Here is a 16,811-nt window from a genome sequence, read left to right as displayed (position 1 = left end):
TTGGGGTTTCCAGCGCGGCTGCGAGAGGAGGATGATGACTCAGGCACCTTGGTCAGGCTTCATATGCAAACACCCAATCTATTCATTGAAAGGCGGATGAATCAATTGATCAAAGGTAAAAGAAAACGGGCGCTTCTGCTGGCTCTGCCCGCACTGCTGATGGGCTTCATGCTGGCTGTGCCTGCCCAAACCACGTCTGCGCAGACTGGCCCTTTCGTTTCAGAAATTATCGTGCGGACGGTAGCCAATTTCAAGAATCACAATGACGTCGTCAGCTTCGTGAACAATGCCTCGAAGCGCAGCATCTCCGTCATTAATCTGAGCGTGAAGCAGGATGAGGATGATGAGGTTCCATCGGGCTATGTGTTTTATAAGAGCAAGATCGCACCCATCGCTTCGGGATACAGCAATTTTGACGCTGTGAAGGATGTGATTACCGAAGCACATAAAAAGAACATTCAAGTACGTGCATGGATTCCACAGTTTCATGACCGGGCGGCCTTCGATAAGAACAGCGACTGGCAGATGCGCTCCCTTGTGAACGGCAAGGTCAAGCCCTTCACGGGTTCCAACGGCAGCGAATATTTCGTCAATCCGCTTCACCCGGATGTGCAATCTTATGAGCGCTCCATTATCAAAGAGGTAGCCGCGAACTATGATGTGGATGGAGTTGTCCTTGACTGGATCCGTTTTGATGATTACAACATGGACATGGGGGATTACACGAGGACGCAGTATAAAAATCAATATGGCTATGATCCGATAACCATCAATTTTAATACGGACAACGCGAAACGCAGGGAATGGAACGAGTGGAGAACGACAAGGCTCGGGGAATATGTCCGCGATGTGAGGGGCGATTTGAACGGAATTACGCCAGGACTCTTTTTCGGAGCCTATATTCTGCCGCCGGAGTTCGTGGAATGCGGTCAGGATGTCGCGAAATTCATGCCATACATGGACTTTATCTCGCCGATGGCGTACTTCGATGATTGGGAATTCCCGCAAAGCTGGGTTTATGATAGTACGGGTATCCTGAGCCAGACCCGTCAGAAAATCGGCAATGCCGAGATTATTGCGGCGCTGGATACGGATTGGACCGATGCACAGTATCATAACGTCCAGCAGGGAATCCGTACGAATTTTCCGGAGATCGCGAATCTCGCATTTTTCGTTTACGGCAAATGGACGGATAATGAAATGAAGAAGATCAACAACCGTGCAAGCTGGTAATTTCGGAATAGGCGTCCGCCCTTATGGGGCGGGCTTTTTTATGGTTCTGTAAGAAGCCGGATTTGTATGGAGCAGTTGAAATCTATTATACTGGACTTCGTACCATCGTCCATTCGTCCATTTAATAGAAACCATGACAACGTATGAGCCTTTGCAGCAGGGAAGGGGAAGATTGCTATTTTTTTAACAACATGGGATTATTCGCTGTTCAGCTGGATCAATAATGCAGCGGGGAGTCATCCGGCGATTGACGCGATCATGCGTTTTTTGTCCGAAGACGCCGAATATCTATTTTATCTGGCCGTGATTGTATATTGGTTTACCCGGAAGCGGGAGAACCGGAAGATGGTTGTGCAGGCTCTGGCCTCCGCCTGTCTTGCTTTTGTGATTGGAACTATTCTCAGCCATCTGTTTTATCGGGATCGCCCGTTTGTGGCTCACCATGTTCACCAGATGATTGAGCATGCGGCCAATGCCTCGTTTCCAAGCGATCATTCCATCGGTTCTTTTGTGATCGCATTCTCTATTCTTTTGTTCCGCAAAAAGGACGGGATCGTCTGGATGGTTCTCGCAGCCCTGATCGCCTTTTCTCGGATCTGGAACGGAGTCCATTATCCAACTGATGTTCTAAGCGGCGCGCTGATTGGGATTCTTTCATCTGTCATCGTCTATATGCTCTTTGCGAAGCTGTCCTGGACCCGGAAAGTGCTGTCCGGATTTATTAATATCTATGAAAGCGTAGAATTCCGGATTTGGCGGAAATCATAGACTGGAATGATCCTTTTTTTGGCTTTTTTCAACAAAATATGAAACATTTATTTCCTGGGAAACGTCTATTCTACAAAAGCTGTGCGTATTAGGATTATGCAAGTATGGGGGATAGCAGACGATGGAGCAAGCATCACTGCCAAAGAGATCCACGGCAAGGCAGCAAAAAAAGACTCAAGTCGTTAAAAATAAAAAGCGGAAAAAACGCAAAAAGGGCTTCGGCTGGTTCTTTACCCGATTGATCTGGACCGTATTGATTGTTGGAATGCTGGGTGCAGGCTGGTTCTTCCTGACACCGTCAGGTAATGAGTACCGTTTTCTTGCTGCTGACACATTGATTACCACGCAGCACCGTTATCTGGCCAAATATATTATCGGGCAAGCCGAGCTGGACCGCAGAGTCGCGGAGTACAACAAGCGTTTTGAATCCATGGGGGAGGAAAAGGATACCCATCAGATTCAGCTTCCCGCTCCCCAGCAGACAGCTTCCGAAACCACACAGGAGAAGAAGCCGCTGGTTGAAGTCGAGGAGATATCGGGCAAAGGCTATCACGGGTATGTCATGACCGTTAATGATCCCACGAAAATACGGCTCGGCGTGCCGAAAGCTAAGGGCAAAGGGGAGAAAGTCTCCAGTATGGTGCAGCGGACGGGAGCGATCGCCGGTGTCAATGCGGGTGGTTTTGCAGACCCCAACTGGAAGGGCAACGGTTTTAAGCCGATCGGTATCGTCATTTCCCAAGGCAAGTTGTATTACAATGGTCTGGGCAAGGATTCGTCGACTCAGGTTGTCGGAATTGATAAGACCGGTAAAATGGTCGCCGGCCATTATTCCCTAAAGGAATTGAGCAATATGGGGATTCAGGAAGCCGTTACGTTCCAACCGCGTATAATCGTTAACGGCAAAGGGTTGATCAAGAATGCCAGCGAAGGATGGGGAATCGCACCTCGTACCGCCATGGGGCAGCGTGCTGACGGCGCTATTTTATTCGTCATCATTGATGGCCGACAGCCGACATACAGCATCGGGGCAAATCTATACGATGTTCAGCAAATCATGCTAAAGCATGGCGCGGTGATTGCTGCCAACCTGGATGGGGGATCCTCAACGGTTCTGGTGAAAGATAACGAAATCGTCAACAAGCCATCCTCTGAATACGGGGAACGCTACCTGCCGACGGCGTTTCTGGTTTTCGAGCATCCGGAAGAAGCGAACATCCCGAATATTTGGGCCGGATTGAATCCGAAGGACATTGATCCGGGCAAGAAGAAATAACTAGCCGCCTGAAAGGCTTGCATCAATATGTCTTGGACGAAGAGACTTGATGTTAGCGCAGTTAAATCGAAGAAGCCTGAGGCGGAGTGCCTCAGGCTTCTTTCTATGATACACCGGTCATTTCAGGTATGGTCCGGCAGGAGGCTATTCCATGCTTTTCTGGTCTGATGCTGCACTCGCTACATGTAAGTATCTCCGCCTTCACCGCTCCAAGTCATCTCGGCGAAGGAAGCTGGACTGGAAGATGTTGCCGTCTTGGATCCGGAAGCGTAGAGCCCGCCGGAAACGCCGGACATCGTATAGTCGGTGTACAGCTTATTGGAAACGTAGTTTGTATGAATCATGGCGCCTGAGATATTGGACGCCGTTACGCCTTTTAGCTCAAGATCGCTTCCGTAAGATACTCCGTCCGAAGCTGTGGTTTTATTCGCTTTAAAAGCCTGGCCCGAAGATGAATTGTTTTGAATGGTGGTATTGATGATTTGTACATGATCGGCGCGTGTATAGACTCCATTGTTGCCCACACTCGATTCGGGTATGGTGTTCTCAAAGTCGACATTGCCGCCGACCACTTTAATGTGGTGCGTGCCTTCTTTAAAGTCAAAACCGTCATTGACGGTGCGTATGGCATTACAATGTAAAAATGTGATATACCCGCTTTGATCCGGATTCGGGCTGGTCGTCCAATTCTGGTCGGCATCTCCGACATAAAAGCCCTCACCGAACTTCCCGCCGGTCCCTGTGCCCTGTGCCGTACTGTCCGAGATCAGCCAATATTGGCTGTTTTTACGGATCTTGAATCCTTCCCCCTTTGTATTTTTAACGGTAACGTTGCTTACATAACCATGCGAAGCTTCAATGAGCAGCCCTTTGTTCGATTGGGAATTGGAGTTAATCGTCACGTTTTCCAGCTTGTAATAATTGTTCTTGATATGAAATGCCGCATTGCCTGCCGAGGCGGAAAAGTTAAAAGTGGCTCCGCTTCCGGTGCCCCGAATGGTGATGTAATTGCCAGCCGATCCGCTTTTGGATGTTGCAAGGGTGCCATCCGATACCGTGTAGGTCCCCGATACCTCAATGATGTCGCCGGGACTCGCGCTGGATAAGTAGCTGCGCAGCGTCGCGACATCACCAGCGGGAACCGAGCGGGTGGCTGCTTTTGCCGAATGGATCGGATACAACGCGAAAACAAGAACGAAGCAAAAAAGAGTTATCATGCCCAGTTTGAACGATTGTTTCATTATCCTCAAACCTCCCGTTTTCTTGATACTCCAAACTCCAGACTTTAACCGTGCTTTTTACCGTTTGCGTGCACACCCGTATTTCCTTGAAAAAGGGGCATCACCTCGTCATTCCATGTTGAAGATCCATATTAAAGCGCTTTAATTATAAAACACAACATATAACAGATTGTGGTTTGAAAATATCATTATTCCATCCGCATTCGATACCGGTGAGGGGTCATGCCATATCTTTTTTTGAACATGGCGATAAAATACGACGGGTAATTGAACCCGGCCTCCTTACTGATTTCTTCTACGGTTAGAGTCTCTTCGGAAAGAAGCATCTTTGCCTCCTCCAAACGTCTTTCATTCGTGTATTCGATGATCGTCAAGCCCATTTGTTCCTTGAACAGCTTGGATAAATAATTTGGGGAGAAGTGAAATTCTTCCGCCATGTCTTTGATCGTGAATGAGAGGTTGTAGTGTTTGTCAATCCATTTCACAATAGCGCCAATGAGCTCTGTCGAACCGCTACTCGCCAGATGCAGCATTACCTTGTTTGCACCTGGCGAATAAATATGGCTGTTGAAATGAGTGAAAAACTGGAATAAAAACAAGGGGACGATCTCCTTTTGGAACTTTGAGGGAACGATTGCCAACGTCTCGTGCAGATGTAGGAATTGATCTTCGAAATACGAAGCATCCTTATGTGACAAATAAAAAACCTGATAGGACAATTTTTGTTCCAAAAACTGAGTTAAGGCGGAAGTCAGCTGCGGTAACACACCAAGGAAGCTTTCGATGACGGAGGCTTTAATTTTGAGCAAGGTGCGGACATAATCGGGCGGAACCCTGACTTTAATCTCGTGAATTTGAAAAGGTTTGACGAGAATCAAGGTGCATGGCTGAAGCGGGTACGTTTGATTGTTGATGATATACTTTCCTGTTCCTTCGTGAATATATAAGATTTCCAATCCTTCATGGGCATGAAAATATTCCACGGGTTCTGTACGCACACTCCGGTAATGAAATAAATATAAATTATCTCTCCATTGAATCGCATTGTGAATTTTCATTTCATACCTCCTCCGTGATTGATCCGTCCCCAAATTTCAGTTGTTCATTGCTAAAGGGGCGACATCTAAATGTATTCACATTACCTTTGCATAAGCATTGATTCAAGAGTCATCTTTCTCTACCGGAATGACTTGGCTCATGTTGTACAAAAAAATAAACAACCGTCCCCCAATTGAAACCCGGAAACGGTTGCTGCTTGAAATGTTTGAATGATATGAAATGAATAGCGTTATGCCTTTTTGCTGTACATAATGCCGATGGTTTTTGGACCGCAGTGGCTGGATATGACACAACCTGCAGTGGAGATGACGACTTCGCGTGCATGGGTCTTTTCCTGAAGCGCCTTCTGCAAATATTTTGCTTCGTCTTCGGCAAAGGAATGGACAACAATCATCAGGTCATTATCCATCTGATCGCTTTTTTCCAGGGCATTTTGAAGCATCTGATTCATTGCTTTTTCTTTTTTGCCTCGCACTTTATAGGCCGGTGTCATTTTGCCGTCAATCACTTTAATGACCGGGCGGATATTCAAAAGGCTGCCGAGCAGGTTCTGGACACCGGAGCATCGTCCGCCTTTATAGAGATATTCAAGAGTGTCGATAACGAACTCGGTTTCAATCTCCGGGCGCACGGTCTCCAGCATGCTGACGATCGCATCCAGACTTTTGCCGTCTCTGGCCGCGTGTACCGCCTTCATAACAAGCAGGCCGATGGCGCTGGACAGATTGCGTGAATCCACGACACGGATCGATGCATCCGGAAATTCGGCCGCAGCGATCAAGGCGTTCTGGTACGTTGCGGAAAGCTCGGAAGACAAGCTGATGTAAAGAATGGAATCTCCTTGCAGGACATGAGGCTCAAATGCAGCCATGAAATCCGCAGGGGAAGGGGCAGCCGTTTTCGGGAGGCTTCCGTTTTGGGAGACTCGCTCATACAGTTCGGCCGGCGTAATATCTACACCGTCTCTCAATTGCTCGTCCCCAAACACGACATACAGCGGAATAATCCCGATATCATACTGGTCAACCCACACCTTAGGCAGGTCGCTGGTGCTGTCCGTGAAAACTTTAAGATTTGGCATGAACATCTCCCTTACACATATGTTGCTTTGGTCAAAATCAGGAATATATCATCTGATTGGATATTACTTTAATGGATATTCGAACATCTGACAAGCGGTAATAAGCAAAAAGCAGCCGCAGATAGGGGCTGCTTTTTGCTTATTGGGCTTGCTCATTATAATCATTCACAAGTGGGGATGATTATTGTTTCTTTACGTACAAAATACCGATTGTTTTGGCCCCACAATGGGATGAGATCACGCAACCGGCATCGGAAATAGCCACCTCACGGGCTCCGGTTTTTTCTTCAAGCACGCGTTTCAGTTCCTTGGCATCCTCTTCCGCCAGGGAATGCGTAACGAAAATCAGATCGTTATCCATTTGATCCCTTTTGTCCAAAGCGTTATGAAGCATCTGTTCCAGCGCTTTTTCCCTTTTGCCGCGTACCTTGTAAGCCGGCGTCATTTTCCCGCCGACGACCTTAATGACCGGACGGATTTTCAGCAGGCTGCCGACGAGATTTTGCATGCCGGAGCATCGTCCACCCTTGTATAGATAGTCCAGTGAGTCAATGACGAACTCCGTCTCGACAAGGGGCTTGACCTTTTCGATCAGATCGGCGATCTCACGGGGGCTCTTTCCTTCATCCGCTGCTTTGACCGCTTTCATAACCTGAAGACCGATGCCCGTAGATAAATTCAAGGAGTCGATCACCGTGACTTTACCTTCCGGAAATTCCTCCGCGGCAATCAGCGCATTCTGATGAGTAGAGGAAAGTTCCGACGACAGACTGATATAGACGATATTTCGGCCTTCTTCTATAGAAGGGGCAAAAGCCTGAATGAAATCCGCCGGAGATGGCGCAGCCGTTTTTGGCAGACGCCCTGTTTCGTTCACTTTCGCATAGAGCTGCGGAGTGGTAATATCCACACCGTCTTTGTAGGTTTGGTCTCCAAACGTTACATATAAAGGAATAAGGCCGATATCATTCTCCGATAGCCACGCCCGAGGCAGATCGCAGGTGCTGTCGGCAAATATTTTGACCTTCGACATTTCTATCCCCTTCCGGCTCGCAGCATCAGAATGACGAACATCAGACCAAAGCTGAAAATAATAATCGTATTGAGAGACAATCCGAGAATCGCGAAGATTTTCTTGCGGTTGCGGAGCACTAGACCGATGATGCCAAGAATAACGCCTATGATATTAGCTGCGAACAGTCCGATCAGAATGATAGTCACGATAGTTACACCCGTCGTGGAGCTCTGGGTCCAGGTATTGTCACCCTCCAAGCCCTTTGAGAAGATGGCTCCCATTGCTCCGACGCTTACGATATACGCCAGCATGGATACGAGACTGATAATAAATGAAGCAATGCCTGGACCGGCGTGTCTTTTATACTGCGTCGGCTGCTTTGGAGGCTGGTGTGATTCCATGTTAATTCTCTCCTTACCAAAATGAGATATGTATGATTCTTACTCTTCCACATAATGAAGCAAAAATCAAGCCGGATGGACCGTCACCGAAGGCTTCACAGTGGAAAAGAATATACCGGATAGGGTAATATGAATGACAGAATCATCAAATTATGTTTGCTGGACTAAAGGAGTGGGGACAAGTTGCAACGTAAATTTATGTTTATCGGTGCATTGATGGCTATGCTTTCCGTAGCGATCGGTGCTTTTGGGGCTCATATGCTGGAGCCCATTGTCGGCGAATCGTCGATGAAGGTGTACGAAACAGGGGTTCAGTACCATATGGTGCATGCACTTGGTATCATTCTAATCGCGGTCGCAGCCGGATTTTGGGGAGATTCTCGTAAGTTGGCTTGGGCGGGCTGGCTCTTGTTCGCCGGCATCATCCTTTTCTCCGGAAGCTTGTATCTGTTAGCTATTACAGGAATCAAGCCACTAGGCATTATTACCCCGTTTGGCGGGGTAGCCTTCATCGTCGGTTGGATTTGCTTGATGGCCGAGGCGATATCCAAGAAGAAGAAATAAACGTTAAAAAAGCCCTTGCTATGCCGTGTTCACGGCTGCAAGGGCTTTATTCGTATTAAATGACCTCAATGACCTCACTAAGCTTAAAAGAATATACCTGCTTCTCGTCCACATGATAGACGTTTAACAGCTGAGTGGATTCGTCAAAATTCAATATGCGGCAAGGCATGCTGGTTGGTTGTCCACTGCGGTTTGTTGTCAGTCGGGTCAGCCGATTGTCGCGGATGCAGTTCGTAATCCATTCATGCAGCTGGGAGCTGTATTCTGTGGTGCCTATCTTTTTCTCAGCGGGGGAGCTGGGGCATGTTTCCGGTGGTTCGATCTTTGTCTTCAGTCTGGTTCGGATGTCAGGTAAAGGTCTTACCGTGGAAGCACCGGACTTAATAAGAGATTTCCGTTTGTCTTGCAGCATGGACTCAATCAGGTTCCCAAGCTCCATTCCTGATTTAATCCGGAAATCCGCGATGTTTTCACTGTTATTTAACATTTCAATCATAGCCTGCAGAGCTAGTGCGTTGGAGCGGCTTTTAATCAGAATATCCACATTGAACAAATATCCTGTTTCCTCATAACTTTGTTTGTTTTCCATAAATCCCCCAGCCTATACCATGTGCAAAAATAAGTCTTTAAACTGTATAAATCATATCATGAACATGTAAACATGAATAGTCCTAATGTCGGAGAATGGCATAACTTTATTCCTAGATGAAATTGTGTATTTATCCGGGAAAACCATACACACCGAGCAGACTGCAGGAATACACATAATCTGAACACTCTATCCAAAGAGGGAGGTGTGAGCCCATGGTGACTATGGAGCCCATTTCGGTCGGAGAACACATGCTGGTCGGAGTAGAGGTGAAGCTGCCTAAGACGACATTACTGACAATCAGCACCTCGCGCGGCTATATCATGTGCGGGGCACTCGATGTAGGACTTTTGAACGACCGCCTGGGCGACCGCAAAATTATTGCAGGCCGGGCGGTAGGGGTAAAGACGCTGAAGGAATTGCTGGAAGCGCCGCTCGAATCTGTGACTTCGGAAGCAGCAGCCCTTGGGATTACTCCGGGTATGCCCGGTTATGAAGCGCTTCTTATCATGTTGTAGGTTCTGGAATCCGATCTATCCCTGCTGAACCTGCTTTTGAACAAAACCGCCAAACCAGTCCCGTCCCGGGACTGGTTTTCTATATTTATTGCCGAAACCGTCACTTTAAGGAAGATGGCTAATCATGATACTTTTATCACTGCTTCTTAGACTGGATTTCGGGATAATGGGCATAAGAATCGGCTGCCATCGTCAGGCACTCGAGCAAGGAATCTTATGAGTAATGACCGGAAATACTAAGCAACGCGGTTTCTGATTCTGGAACTCGATTCGCATCATGATCCGTGATTTACCGGAATGATAAACACCAGATATGAGAATATTCAAAATGGCGTCACATGTTTGGATTTTCTTGAAAATGAGGCGTTGATTTTGATTCGCGGCTAGGTGTGTAGGGTAAAATAGTAACAGAGCCGCTGAGATGGCATATGCCGCTGAGTGAGGCACGTTCAAGTAAAACTTCAGAGCGGTCGACATGGCCGATTTATAACTAGAGAAAAGGAAGGGATTAAACCATGGCTAAAACAACTGCAAAATCCAAAACGACTACACTCGAGCAAATTTTAAACCAGGAAGTGGCTAATCTGAACGTATTGTACGTGAAGATCCATAATTTCCACTGGTATGTTAAAGGGGAGCATTTCTTCACCCTGCACGTTAAGTTCGAAGAACTTTATGACGACATCACATTGAAAATGGATGAAGTAGCGGAACGTCTTCTCACAATTAAAGGAAGCCCTGCGGCTACAATGAAAGAGTACTTGGAGCTGGCTACCATCCAGGAAGCTACCGGCAAGGAAGATGCGCGTAAAATGGTGCAGACCCTGATCGAGGATTTCGCAACCGTTTCGGAGGAAATGCATGAGGGCATCCATCTTGCTGAGGAAGCAGGGGACCATCCGACAGGCGACTTGTTCATTAAAATCAAAAACGATCTTGAAAAACATATGTGGATGCTGCGTTCTTACCTGGGATAAGAAGCACTCCTTACTTACCGGAAAGCTGAAAAGGAACGCCTTACAAGGTGCCCGATCTTTTCGTCGGCACCTTTTTGGCGTCAAGCATATGAGCTGTCCGTCCACACTGGTGCTTCTGTTTAAAGAAGACTGAGGCAAGAATCGGCATCATGTACCGGAAGCAGGGATACGGATCCATTCCTCATTTACATCCTGTTACATAGGGTTTGAACCTCTGAAATAAGTTCATTCTTTCGTGCTGAGCGCCTTCACCGGAGATAAAAGGGTCCGCTGCGTGGTTGCTGAATCCAATAAACGAATCGTTGATTCCTTTGTTTGAACGATGAATATAACCAATATTTAGGAACTAAGGAATAGGAAACAAGCCAGCTGGTGACGAGCAGACTAAATGCCGGTGCCGGATGATGCGCAAATATACGCAAATTAGTGCGGGTTTCAGCAAGCGCGGCAGTTACGGGAATAGGAGTGTACAAATAAAGAAGCAGGCTTGGCTTTTCGTTAGCTGAGCCTGCTTTCTGCAATTATTTCATTCCTTGCGGGTGCGGGCGGTTGATATGAACATGACTTTATTATAGAATTAGTGATAATCAATGAGAATCAATTTAGATTTATTTTAAATTGATAATTATGATTGCTTGAAATCAGGGTAGGTCATCCCTGTTTAAATAGACTTTCTGATTTCGGTAAAACCAAATAACGGAGGGAATAACGAATATGGCTACTCACTTTACCATCGAAGGACTTAAAGCGGAAATTGAAGGCAAAGAAATTCTCAAAGGAATTAACTTGGAGATGAAAGGCGGAGAAATTCACGCCATCATGGGACCTAACGGTACCGGTAAAAGTACTCTCGCTTCCGCGCTTATGGGTCATCCTAAATATGAAGTAACGGAAGGCAGCGTAACGTTGAACGGAGAAGACGTGTTGGATATGGCAGTTGACGAGCGCGCACGCGCAGGTCTGTTCCTGGCAATGCAGTACCCAAGTGAGATTACGGGTGTGACAAACTCTGACTTTTTGCGCAGTGCCATTAACGCCCGCCGCGAAGAAGGTCAAGAAATCTCCTTGATTCGTTTTATCCGTCAATTGGAAACCAAAATGAAGGAACTCGACATGAATCCTGAATTTGCACACCGTTACCTGAACGAAGGCTTCTCCGGCGGTGAGAAAAAACGGAATGAAATTTTGCAAATGATGATGATCGAGCCGAACATCGTCGTACTGGACGAAATCGACTCCGGTCTGGATATCGATGCACTGAAAATTGTTGCCAGCGGCGTGAACGCTATGCGCAGCGAAGATCGTGGTTTCCTCATTATTACCCACTACCAACGTCTGCTTAACTACGTTAAACCGGACTTTGTCCATGTCATGATGCAAGGACGTATCGTGAAATCCGGCGGACCTGAGCTTGCAGAGCGTCTGGAAGCAGAAGGTTATGATTGGGTTAAGGAAGAGCTTGGAATCGAAGACGAGACTGTAGGTCAAGAAGCGTAAAAAAACGGAAGGAGGAAATCGAAATGACAACACAAACCATTCTTCCGGTTAACGCTGAAGGCTTGAGTCAATTGTCGAAACAGAGACAAGAACCAACCTGGCTTACGGAAAATCGTCTCAAAGCATTGGAGCTTGCGGCAAGCCTCAAATTGCCAGTGCTCGAAAAAATGAGAATTGAACGTTGGGACATCCAAAACTACGGAAGTTCCAAGGAGAGCGGTAGTATTGCGTCCCTGACGGAGGTTCCAGCCTCCATTCAAGAGCTGGTGAAAGATCAGGAATCCGGAAGCTTGATTATCCAGCGCAACTCTGGCGTGGTATATACGAAATTGGCAGCGGAACTGTCTGAGCAGGGCGTAATCTTCACAGATCTGCAAACAGCGGTTAAGGAGCATGAAGAGCTTGTCAAAACATATCTTCATACGGCAGTTAAGGCCGATGAGCATTCTGTAGCTGCTTTGCATGCTGCTCTCTGGAACGGAGGCATCTTCCTCTATGTTCCGAAAAACGTCGAAGTTAAGGTACCTCTGCAGGCAGTATTGCTGACTGATGATGAAGAAGCGACATTTGCGCCGCATATTCTGATCATCGCGGATACCAATAGTACGGTGACTTATGTAGACAACTACGTGTCTGGCGACAGCTCGAAAGCCGTTACCCACAACGGTGCGGTTGAGATTTTTGCCAAATCGGGCGCGAAGGTGCGCTACGCAACCATTCACCAAATGGGAACGAACGTAACGGATCTCAGCTACCGTCGTGCTATCATCGACAACGATGCGTCCATGGAATGGATCGTCGGCGAAATGAACAGCGGCGACACGATGAGTGACACGCATACGATTCTGAAAGGAAACGGATCGACTTCCGATTCCAAAATCATCGCGGTCGGCTCCGGCTCGCAGAAACTGAACTATACGACCCGTGCGAACCATTTCGGCAAATCTTCCGAGAGCCAAATGATCACCCGTGCTGTCATGCGTGAAGAAGCTCAGGCGATCATCAACGGCATCACGAAGATCGAACATGGCGCAACGAAATCCGACGGACAACAAACGGAAAAAGTGCTCATGCTGAGCCCTAAAGCCCGTGGTGACGCGAACCCGATTCTGCTTATTGACGAGGATGACGTTAAGGCAGGTCACGCGGCATCCGTCGGCCAGGTGAATCAGGAGCAAATCTACTACCTGATGTCCCGCGGTATTTCCCGTGAAGTCGCCGAGTCGCTGATCATCTACGGTTTCTTGGCACCGGTCGTTTCCCAAATTCCGCTCGAGGGCCTTCAGAAACAACTGCAGGCTGTCATTGAAGGGAAGTTGGGACAATGAACAACGCCATTCGCGAGCAGTTTCCGATTCTGAAGCAGGAGATCAACGGTCATCCTCTGGTGTATCTTGACAGCGCGGCGACTTCGCAGAAGCCGCTGGCCGTGATTGAAGCGCTGCGCCATTATTATGAATATGATAATGCGAACGTGCACCGTGGTGTGCATACGCTCGGCAGCCGTGCTACCGATGCTTATGAAGGCGCACGCGAAAAAGTGGCGAAGTTCATTCATGCGAAGAGCACCAAGGAAATTATTTTTACACGCGGAACGACGACGGCATTGAATATGGTCGCTTCGTCCTACGCGCGCTCCGTTCTCAAGGAAGGCGATGAAATCGTCCTGACCCCGATGGAGCATCACAGCAATCTCATTCCATGGCAACAGGTGGCAAAAGCCACCGGTGCCGTGCTCAAATATGTTAAACTACAAGAAGACGGTTCGGTGACCTTATCTGAAGTCGAGAAAGTGGTATCGGACAAAACGAAGATTATTTCCATGGCGTACGTCTCTAACGTAATGGGCGTCATTAATCCGGTGAAGGAAGTCGCGGCTCTCGCGCACCGGCATGGTGCCATTATGGTGGTTGACGGAGCTCAAAGCACTCCCCATATGAAGGTAGACATGCAGGATCTGGATTGCGATTTCTATGCATTATCAGGTCATAAAATGTGCGGACCTACCGGCATTGGCGTGCTGTACGGCAAAAAAGAATTGCTCGAATCCATGGAACCTGTGGAATTCGGCGGCGAAATGATCGATGATGTCGGCCTGTACGATTCTACGTGGAAGGAACTGCCTTGGAAGTTCGAGGGCGGCACTCCGATTATTGCGGGAGCCGTCGGGCTTGGAGCAGCCATTGATTTTCTCGAAAGCATCGGAATGGATGCCATCGAGGCGCATGAACATGAACTGGCTACTTATGCAGTAAGCCGTTTGTCCGAGATTGAAGGACTTAAGCTTTACGGTCCGCGTGAGCGGAAAGTGGGCTTGGTCACGTTTAATCTGGGGGATGTTCATCCGCATGATGTGGCGACGGTTCTGGATGCCAGCGGTATTGCCATCCGCGCGGGGCATCACTGCTGCCAGCCGCTGATGCGCTGGCTGGAGGCAAGCTCCACGGCCCGTGCAAGCTTTTATTTGTATAATACCAAAGAAGATGTGGACCGTCTGATCAGCGCATTAATCCAGACAAAGGAGTATTTTGGCTAATGCAACTTGATGACTTGTACCGGCGCGTGATTATGGATCATTACAAGAATCAGCGCAACCGGGGTAAATTCGAAGACGGAACCGTTACGGTGGATCTGAATAATCCGACCTGCGGCGACAAGATTTCGCTACAGCTCAAGGTGGATAACGGAATCGTGCAAGATGCTAAATATACAGGTGAAGGCTGCTCCATCAGCATGTCTTCCGCATCTATGATGACCGAAGCTGTCAAAGGCAAAACGGTCGAGGAAGCACAGGACCTGGCTTCCCGTTTCTCCTCGTTGATGCAGGGGGAAGACGTTCATTTTGACGATTACGAGGATATTGAAGCTTTGTCCGGAGTTAACAAGTTCCCTGCCCGCATCAAGTGTGCCACTCTTGCGTGGAATGCACTGCGGAAAGGGATTGACGAGGATCAGCATAACCATAAATGATAGGGAGGTTCAAACCCATGGCTAAAAAGGCCCCTGATATTGAAGAGTACAAATATGGGTTCCGCGACGAACACAAAGCGGTTTTCCAAACGGGCAAAGGTTTGACCCGTGAAATTGTCACCGAAATTTCCAAAATTAAAAACGAACCGGAATGGATGCTGGAATTCCGTTTGAAGTCCCTGGAGCAGTTCGAGAAAATGCCGATGCCTAAATGGGGCGGCGACCTCGATGAACTGGACTTTAACGATATCCAGTACTATGTAAGACCTTCCGAAAAGCAAGGCAAGACTTGGGAAGAGGTTCCTTCCGAAATCAAGGAAACCTTCGACAAGCTGGGTATTCCGGAAGCGGAGCAGAAGTTCTTGGCCGGCGTATCGGCTCAGTACGAGTCCGAAGTTGTATATCATAATATGCAAAAGGATCTTGAGGACCAAGGCGTTATCTTTACGGATACCGACACGGCGCTCAGAGAGCATCCTGAAATTTTGAGAGAATATTTTGCAACGGTGGTTCCGCCATCCGATAACAAATTCGCGGCTCTGAACAGCGCAGTTTGGTCCGGAGGCAGCTTCATCTACGTTCCAAAAGGCGTAAAATGCGAAATTCCGCTGCAAGCCTATTTCCGGATTAACTCCGAGAACATGGGACAATTCGAACGTACACTCATTATTGCTGACGAAGGCAGCTTCGTTCACTATGTTGAGGGTTGTACCGCTCCGATTTACAGCACGAACTCGCTGCACAGCGCAGTTGTTGAGATCATTTGTAAAAAGGATGCCCGCGTCCGTTATACAACGATTCAAAACTGGGCACCAAACATCTATAACCTTGTGACCAAACGTGCCGTTGCCGAAGAAAATGCAACCATGGAATGGGTTGACGGCAACATCGGCTCCAAGCTGACCATGAAGTATCCTGCGGTTCTTTTGAAAGGACGCGGCGCGAAAGGCATGGTATTGTCGATCGCGGTTGCAGGTAAAGGCCAGCATCAGGATGCCGGCGCTAAAATGATTCACCTGGCACCGGATACGACATCCACGATCGTGTCGAAATCCATCAGTAAGCATGGCGGTAAAGTCACTTACCGCGGTCTGGCTTCCTTCGGACGCAACGCGGACGGAGCAAAATCCAACATTAAATGCGATACGCTGATTCTGGATAACGAGTCCACTTCGGATACGATTCCGTACAACGAGATCAAAACCGACAACATCGTTCTGGAGCATGAAGCAACGGTATCCAAAGTATCCGAAGATCAACTGTTCTACCTCATGAGCCGCGGTCTGACCGAAGCGGAAGCGACGCAAATGATCGTTATGGGCTTCATCGAGCCGTTCACGAAGGAACTGCCGATGGAATATGCGGTAGAAATGAACCGCCTGATCAAGTTCGAAATGGAAGGAAGTATCGGTTAACCTTTACGCATAAGGTCTCCGATATCCTTTAATCAAAACGTGTCTGACGTGACTTTTACACTTCGGTGTTAAGGTCACCCGGACACGTTTTTTTGTAATCGCAAGAAAAAACGACATTTTAATCCGTTCTATCATGACAGAACGGATATTTCCAATATCCGCTCCCTTTCGAGTTGCATTTTAATCGGCTCCCAGTAGGGGAGGGCC

The 16,811-nt window shown here is 47.8% G+C and carries 17 protein-coding genes; 11 read left to right on the top strand and 6 right to left on the bottom strand.

Annotated elements, in window-relative coordinates; genetic code table 11:
* From GRF59_RS10595 to GRF59_RS10585, 3 genes are all read left to right on the top strand, one after another.
* Positions 1 to 1,233: a family 10 glycosylhydrolase gene (locus tag GRF59_RS10595; RefSeq protein WP_160497526.1), complete on the top strand. Its 1,233-nt coding sequence runs from the start codon at positions 1 to 3 to the stop codon at positions 1,231 to 1,233.
* A gap of 171 nt (positions 1,234 to 1,404) precedes the next feature.
* Positions 1,405 to 2,001 (top strand): undecaprenyl-diphosphatase, encoded by a 597-nt coding sequence (locus tag GRF59_RS10590; protein WP_341480065.1) that lies wholly within the window; start codon positions 1,405 to 1,407, stop codon positions 1,999 to 2,001.
* Positions 2,002 to 2,122: 121 nt separating this feature from the next.
* Positions 2,123 to 3,277: a phosphodiester glycosidase family protein gene (locus GRF59_RS10585; RefSeq protein WP_160497525.1), complete on the top strand. Its 1,155-nt coding sequence runs from the start codon at positions 2,123 to 2,125 to the stop codon at positions 3,275 to 3,277.
* A gap of 179 nt (positions 3,278 to 3,456) precedes the next feature.
* Here the strand turns inward: GRF59_RS10585 and GRF59_RS10580 are convergent, their stop codons facing one another.
* The 5 genes from GRF59_RS10580 to GRF59_RS10560 form a co-directional block, all read right to left on the bottom strand.
* Positions 3,457 to 4,518: a hypothetical protein gene (locus tag GRF59_RS10580; protein ID WP_202128534.1), complete on the bottom strand. Its 1,062-nt coding sequence runs from the start codon at positions 4,516 to 4,518 to the stop codon at positions 3,457 to 3,459.
* Positions 4,519 to 4,706: 188 nt separating this feature from the next.
* Positions 4,707 to 5,576 carry an AraC family transcriptional regulator gene (locus GRF59_RS10575; protein ID WP_160497524.1) on the bottom strand — a complete coding sequence of 290 codons (870 nt, stop codon included), beginning with the start codon at positions 5,574 to 5,576 and terminating at the stop codon, positions 4,707 to 4,709.
* Between the two features lie 230 nt (positions 5,577 to 5,806).
* Positions 5,807 to 6,658, bottom strand: coding sequence for a DegV family protein (locus tag GRF59_RS10570; protein ID WP_160497523.1), 852 nt, complete (start codon positions 6,656 to 6,658; stop codon positions 5,807 to 5,809).
* Positions 6,659 to 6,839: 181 nt separating this feature from the next.
* Positions 6,840 to 7,691, bottom strand: coding sequence for a DegV family protein (locus tag GRF59_RS10565; RefSeq protein ID WP_160497522.1), 852 nt, complete (start codon positions 7,689 to 7,691; stop codon positions 6,840 to 6,842).
* A gap of 2 nt (positions 7,692 to 7,693) precedes the next feature.
* The gene (locus GRF59_RS10560) at positions 7,694 to 8,074 is read right to left on the bottom strand and encodes a hypothetical protein (protein WP_160497521.1); all 381 of its coding nucleotides are present in this window, start codon (positions 8,072 to 8,074) and stop codon (positions 7,694 to 7,696) included.
* Between the two features lie 183 nt (positions 8,075 to 8,257).
* Here GRF59_RS10560 and GRF59_RS10555 point away from each other — a divergent pair, with 183 nt between their 5' ends.
* Positions 8,258 to 8,638 (top strand): DUF423 domain-containing protein, encoded by a 381-nt coding sequence (locus GRF59_RS10555; protein ID WP_160497520.1) that lies wholly within the window; start codon positions 8,258 to 8,260, stop codon positions 8,636 to 8,638.
* A gap of 55 nt (positions 8,639 to 8,693) precedes the next feature.
* Here the strand turns inward: GRF59_RS10555 and GRF59_RS10550 are convergent, their stop codons facing one another.
* Complete coding sequence (locus tag GRF59_RS10550; RefSeq protein WP_160497519.1) at positions 8,694 to 9,227, bottom strand: hypothetical protein; 534 nt, start codon at positions 9,225 to 9,227, stop codon at positions 8,694 to 8,696.
* A gap of 215 nt (positions 9,228 to 9,442) precedes the next feature.
* On the opposite strand from GRF59_RS10550, the gene GRF59_RS10545 reads away from it, so the two are divergent.
* The 7 genes from GRF59_RS10545 (at position 9,443) to sufB (ending at position 16,604) form a co-directional block, all read left to right on the top strand.
* Positions 9,443 to 9,745: a YunC family protein gene (locus GRF59_RS10545; protein WP_160497518.1), complete on the top strand. Its 303-nt coding sequence runs from the start codon at positions 9,443 to 9,445 to the stop codon at positions 9,743 to 9,745.
* A 515-nt stretch (positions 9,746 to 10,260) separates the two neighbouring features.
* A complete protein-coding gene (locus tag GRF59_RS10540) occupies positions 10,261 to 10,722 on the top strand; it encodes a Dps family protein (RefSeq protein ID WP_160497517.1) in 462 nt (153 codons plus the stop codon).
* Between the two features lie 714 nt (positions 10,723 to 11,436).
* Entirely contained in the window at positions 11,437 to 12,219 is a 783-nt protein-coding gene (gene sufC, locus GRF59_RS10535) for a Fe-S cluster assembly ATPase SufC (protein ID WP_160497516.1), read from the top strand.
* Between the two features lie 23 nt (positions 12,220 to 12,242).
* Positions 12,243 to 13,547, top strand: coding sequence for a Fe-S cluster assembly protein SufD (gene sufD, locus GRF59_RS10530; protein WP_160497515.1), 1,305 nt, complete (start codon positions 12,243 to 12,245; stop codon positions 13,545 to 13,547).
* Positions 13,544 to 14,755 carry a cysteine desulfurase gene (locus GRF59_RS10525; RefSeq protein ID WP_160497514.1) on the top strand — a complete coding sequence of 404 codons (1,212 nt, stop codon included), beginning with the start codon at positions 13,544 to 13,546 and terminating at the stop codon, positions 14,753 to 14,755. The genes sufD and GRF59_RS10525 overlap by 4 nt, the downstream gene beginning before the upstream one ends.
* Positions 14,755 to 15,189: a Fe-S cluster assembly sulfur transfer protein SufU gene (gene sufU / locus GRF59_RS10520; RefSeq protein ID WP_160497513.1), complete on the top strand. Its 435-nt coding sequence runs from the start codon at positions 14,755 to 14,757 to the stop codon at positions 15,187 to 15,189. Before GRF59_RS10525 ends, sufU begins: the two co-directional genes overlap by 1 nt.
* Before the next feature lie 17 nt (positions 15,190 to 15,206).
* Complete coding sequence (gene sufB / locus GRF59_RS10515) at positions 15,207 to 16,604, top strand: Fe-S cluster assembly protein SufB (RefSeq protein ID WP_160497512.1); 1,398 nt, start codon at positions 15,207 to 15,209, stop codon at positions 16,602 to 16,604.
* Positions 16,605 to 16,811: the final 207 nt, after the last annotated feature.

Source organism: Paenibacillus dendrobii (assembly GCF_009807035.1).
Taxonomy (GTDB): Bacteria; Bacillota; Bacilli; order Paenibacillales; family Paenibacillaceae; genus Paenibacillus_AQ; species Paenibacillus_AQ dendrobii.
The sequence above is the reverse complement of the archived record's forward strand: the minus strand, read 5'-3'. Positions and strand labels throughout refer to the sequence as shown.

Excerpts from the sequence above, each read along its gene's own strand:
- GRF59_RS10585 (WP_160497525.1), top strand. The coding sequence starts at position 2,123 with ATGGAGCAAGCATCACTGCCAAAGAGATCCACGGCAAGGCAGCAAAAA.
- GRF59_RS10580 (WP_202128534.1), bottom strand. The coding sequence starts at position 4,518 with ATGAAACAATCGTTCAAACTGGGCATGATAACTCTTTTTTGCTTCGTT.
- GRF59_RS10575 (WP_160497524.1), bottom strand. The coding sequence starts at position 5,576 with ATGAAAATTCACAATGCGATTCAATGGAGAGATAATTTATATTTATTT.
- GRF59_RS10570 (WP_160497523.1), bottom strand. The coding sequence starts at position 6,658 with ATGCCAAATCTTAAAGTTTTCACGGACAGCACCAGCGACCTGCCTAAG.
- GRF59_RS10565 (WP_160497522.1), bottom strand. The coding sequence starts at position 7,691 with ATGTCGAAGGTCAAAATATTTGCCGACAGCACCTGCGATCTGCCTCGG.
- GRF59_RS10560 (WP_160497521.1), bottom strand. The coding sequence starts at position 8,074 with ATGGAATCACACCAGCCTCCAAAGCAGCCGACGCAGTATAAAAGACAC.
- GRF59_RS10550 (WP_160497519.1), bottom strand. The coding sequence starts at position 9,227 with ATGGAAAACAAACAAAGTTATGAGGAAACAGGATATTTGTTCAATGTG.
- GRF59_RS10545 (WP_160497518.1), top strand. The coding sequence starts at position 9,443 with ATGGTGACTATGGAGCCCATTTCGGTCGGAGAACACATGCTGGTCGGA.
- GRF59_RS10540 (WP_160497517.1), top strand. The coding sequence starts at position 10,261 with ATGGCTAAAACAACTGCAAAATCCAAAACGACTACACTCGAGCAAATT.
- sufC (WP_160497516.1), top strand. The coding sequence starts at position 11,437 with ATGGCTACTCACTTTACCATCGAAGGACTTAAAGCGGAAATTGAAGGC.
- sufD (WP_160497515.1), top strand. The coding sequence starts at position 12,243 with ATGACAACACAAACCATTCTTCCGGTTAACGCTGAAGGCTTGAGTCAA.
- GRF59_RS10525 (WP_160497514.1), top strand. The coding sequence starts at position 13,544 with ATGAACAACGCCATTCGCGAGCAGTTTCCGATTCTGAAGCAGGAGATC.
- sufU (WP_160497513.1), top strand. The coding sequence starts at position 14,755 with ATGCAACTTGATGACTTGTACCGGCGCGTGATTATGGATCATTACAAG.
- sufB (WP_160497512.1), top strand. The coding sequence starts at position 15,207 with ATGGCTAAAAAGGCCCCTGATATTGAAGAGTACAAATATGGGTTCCGC.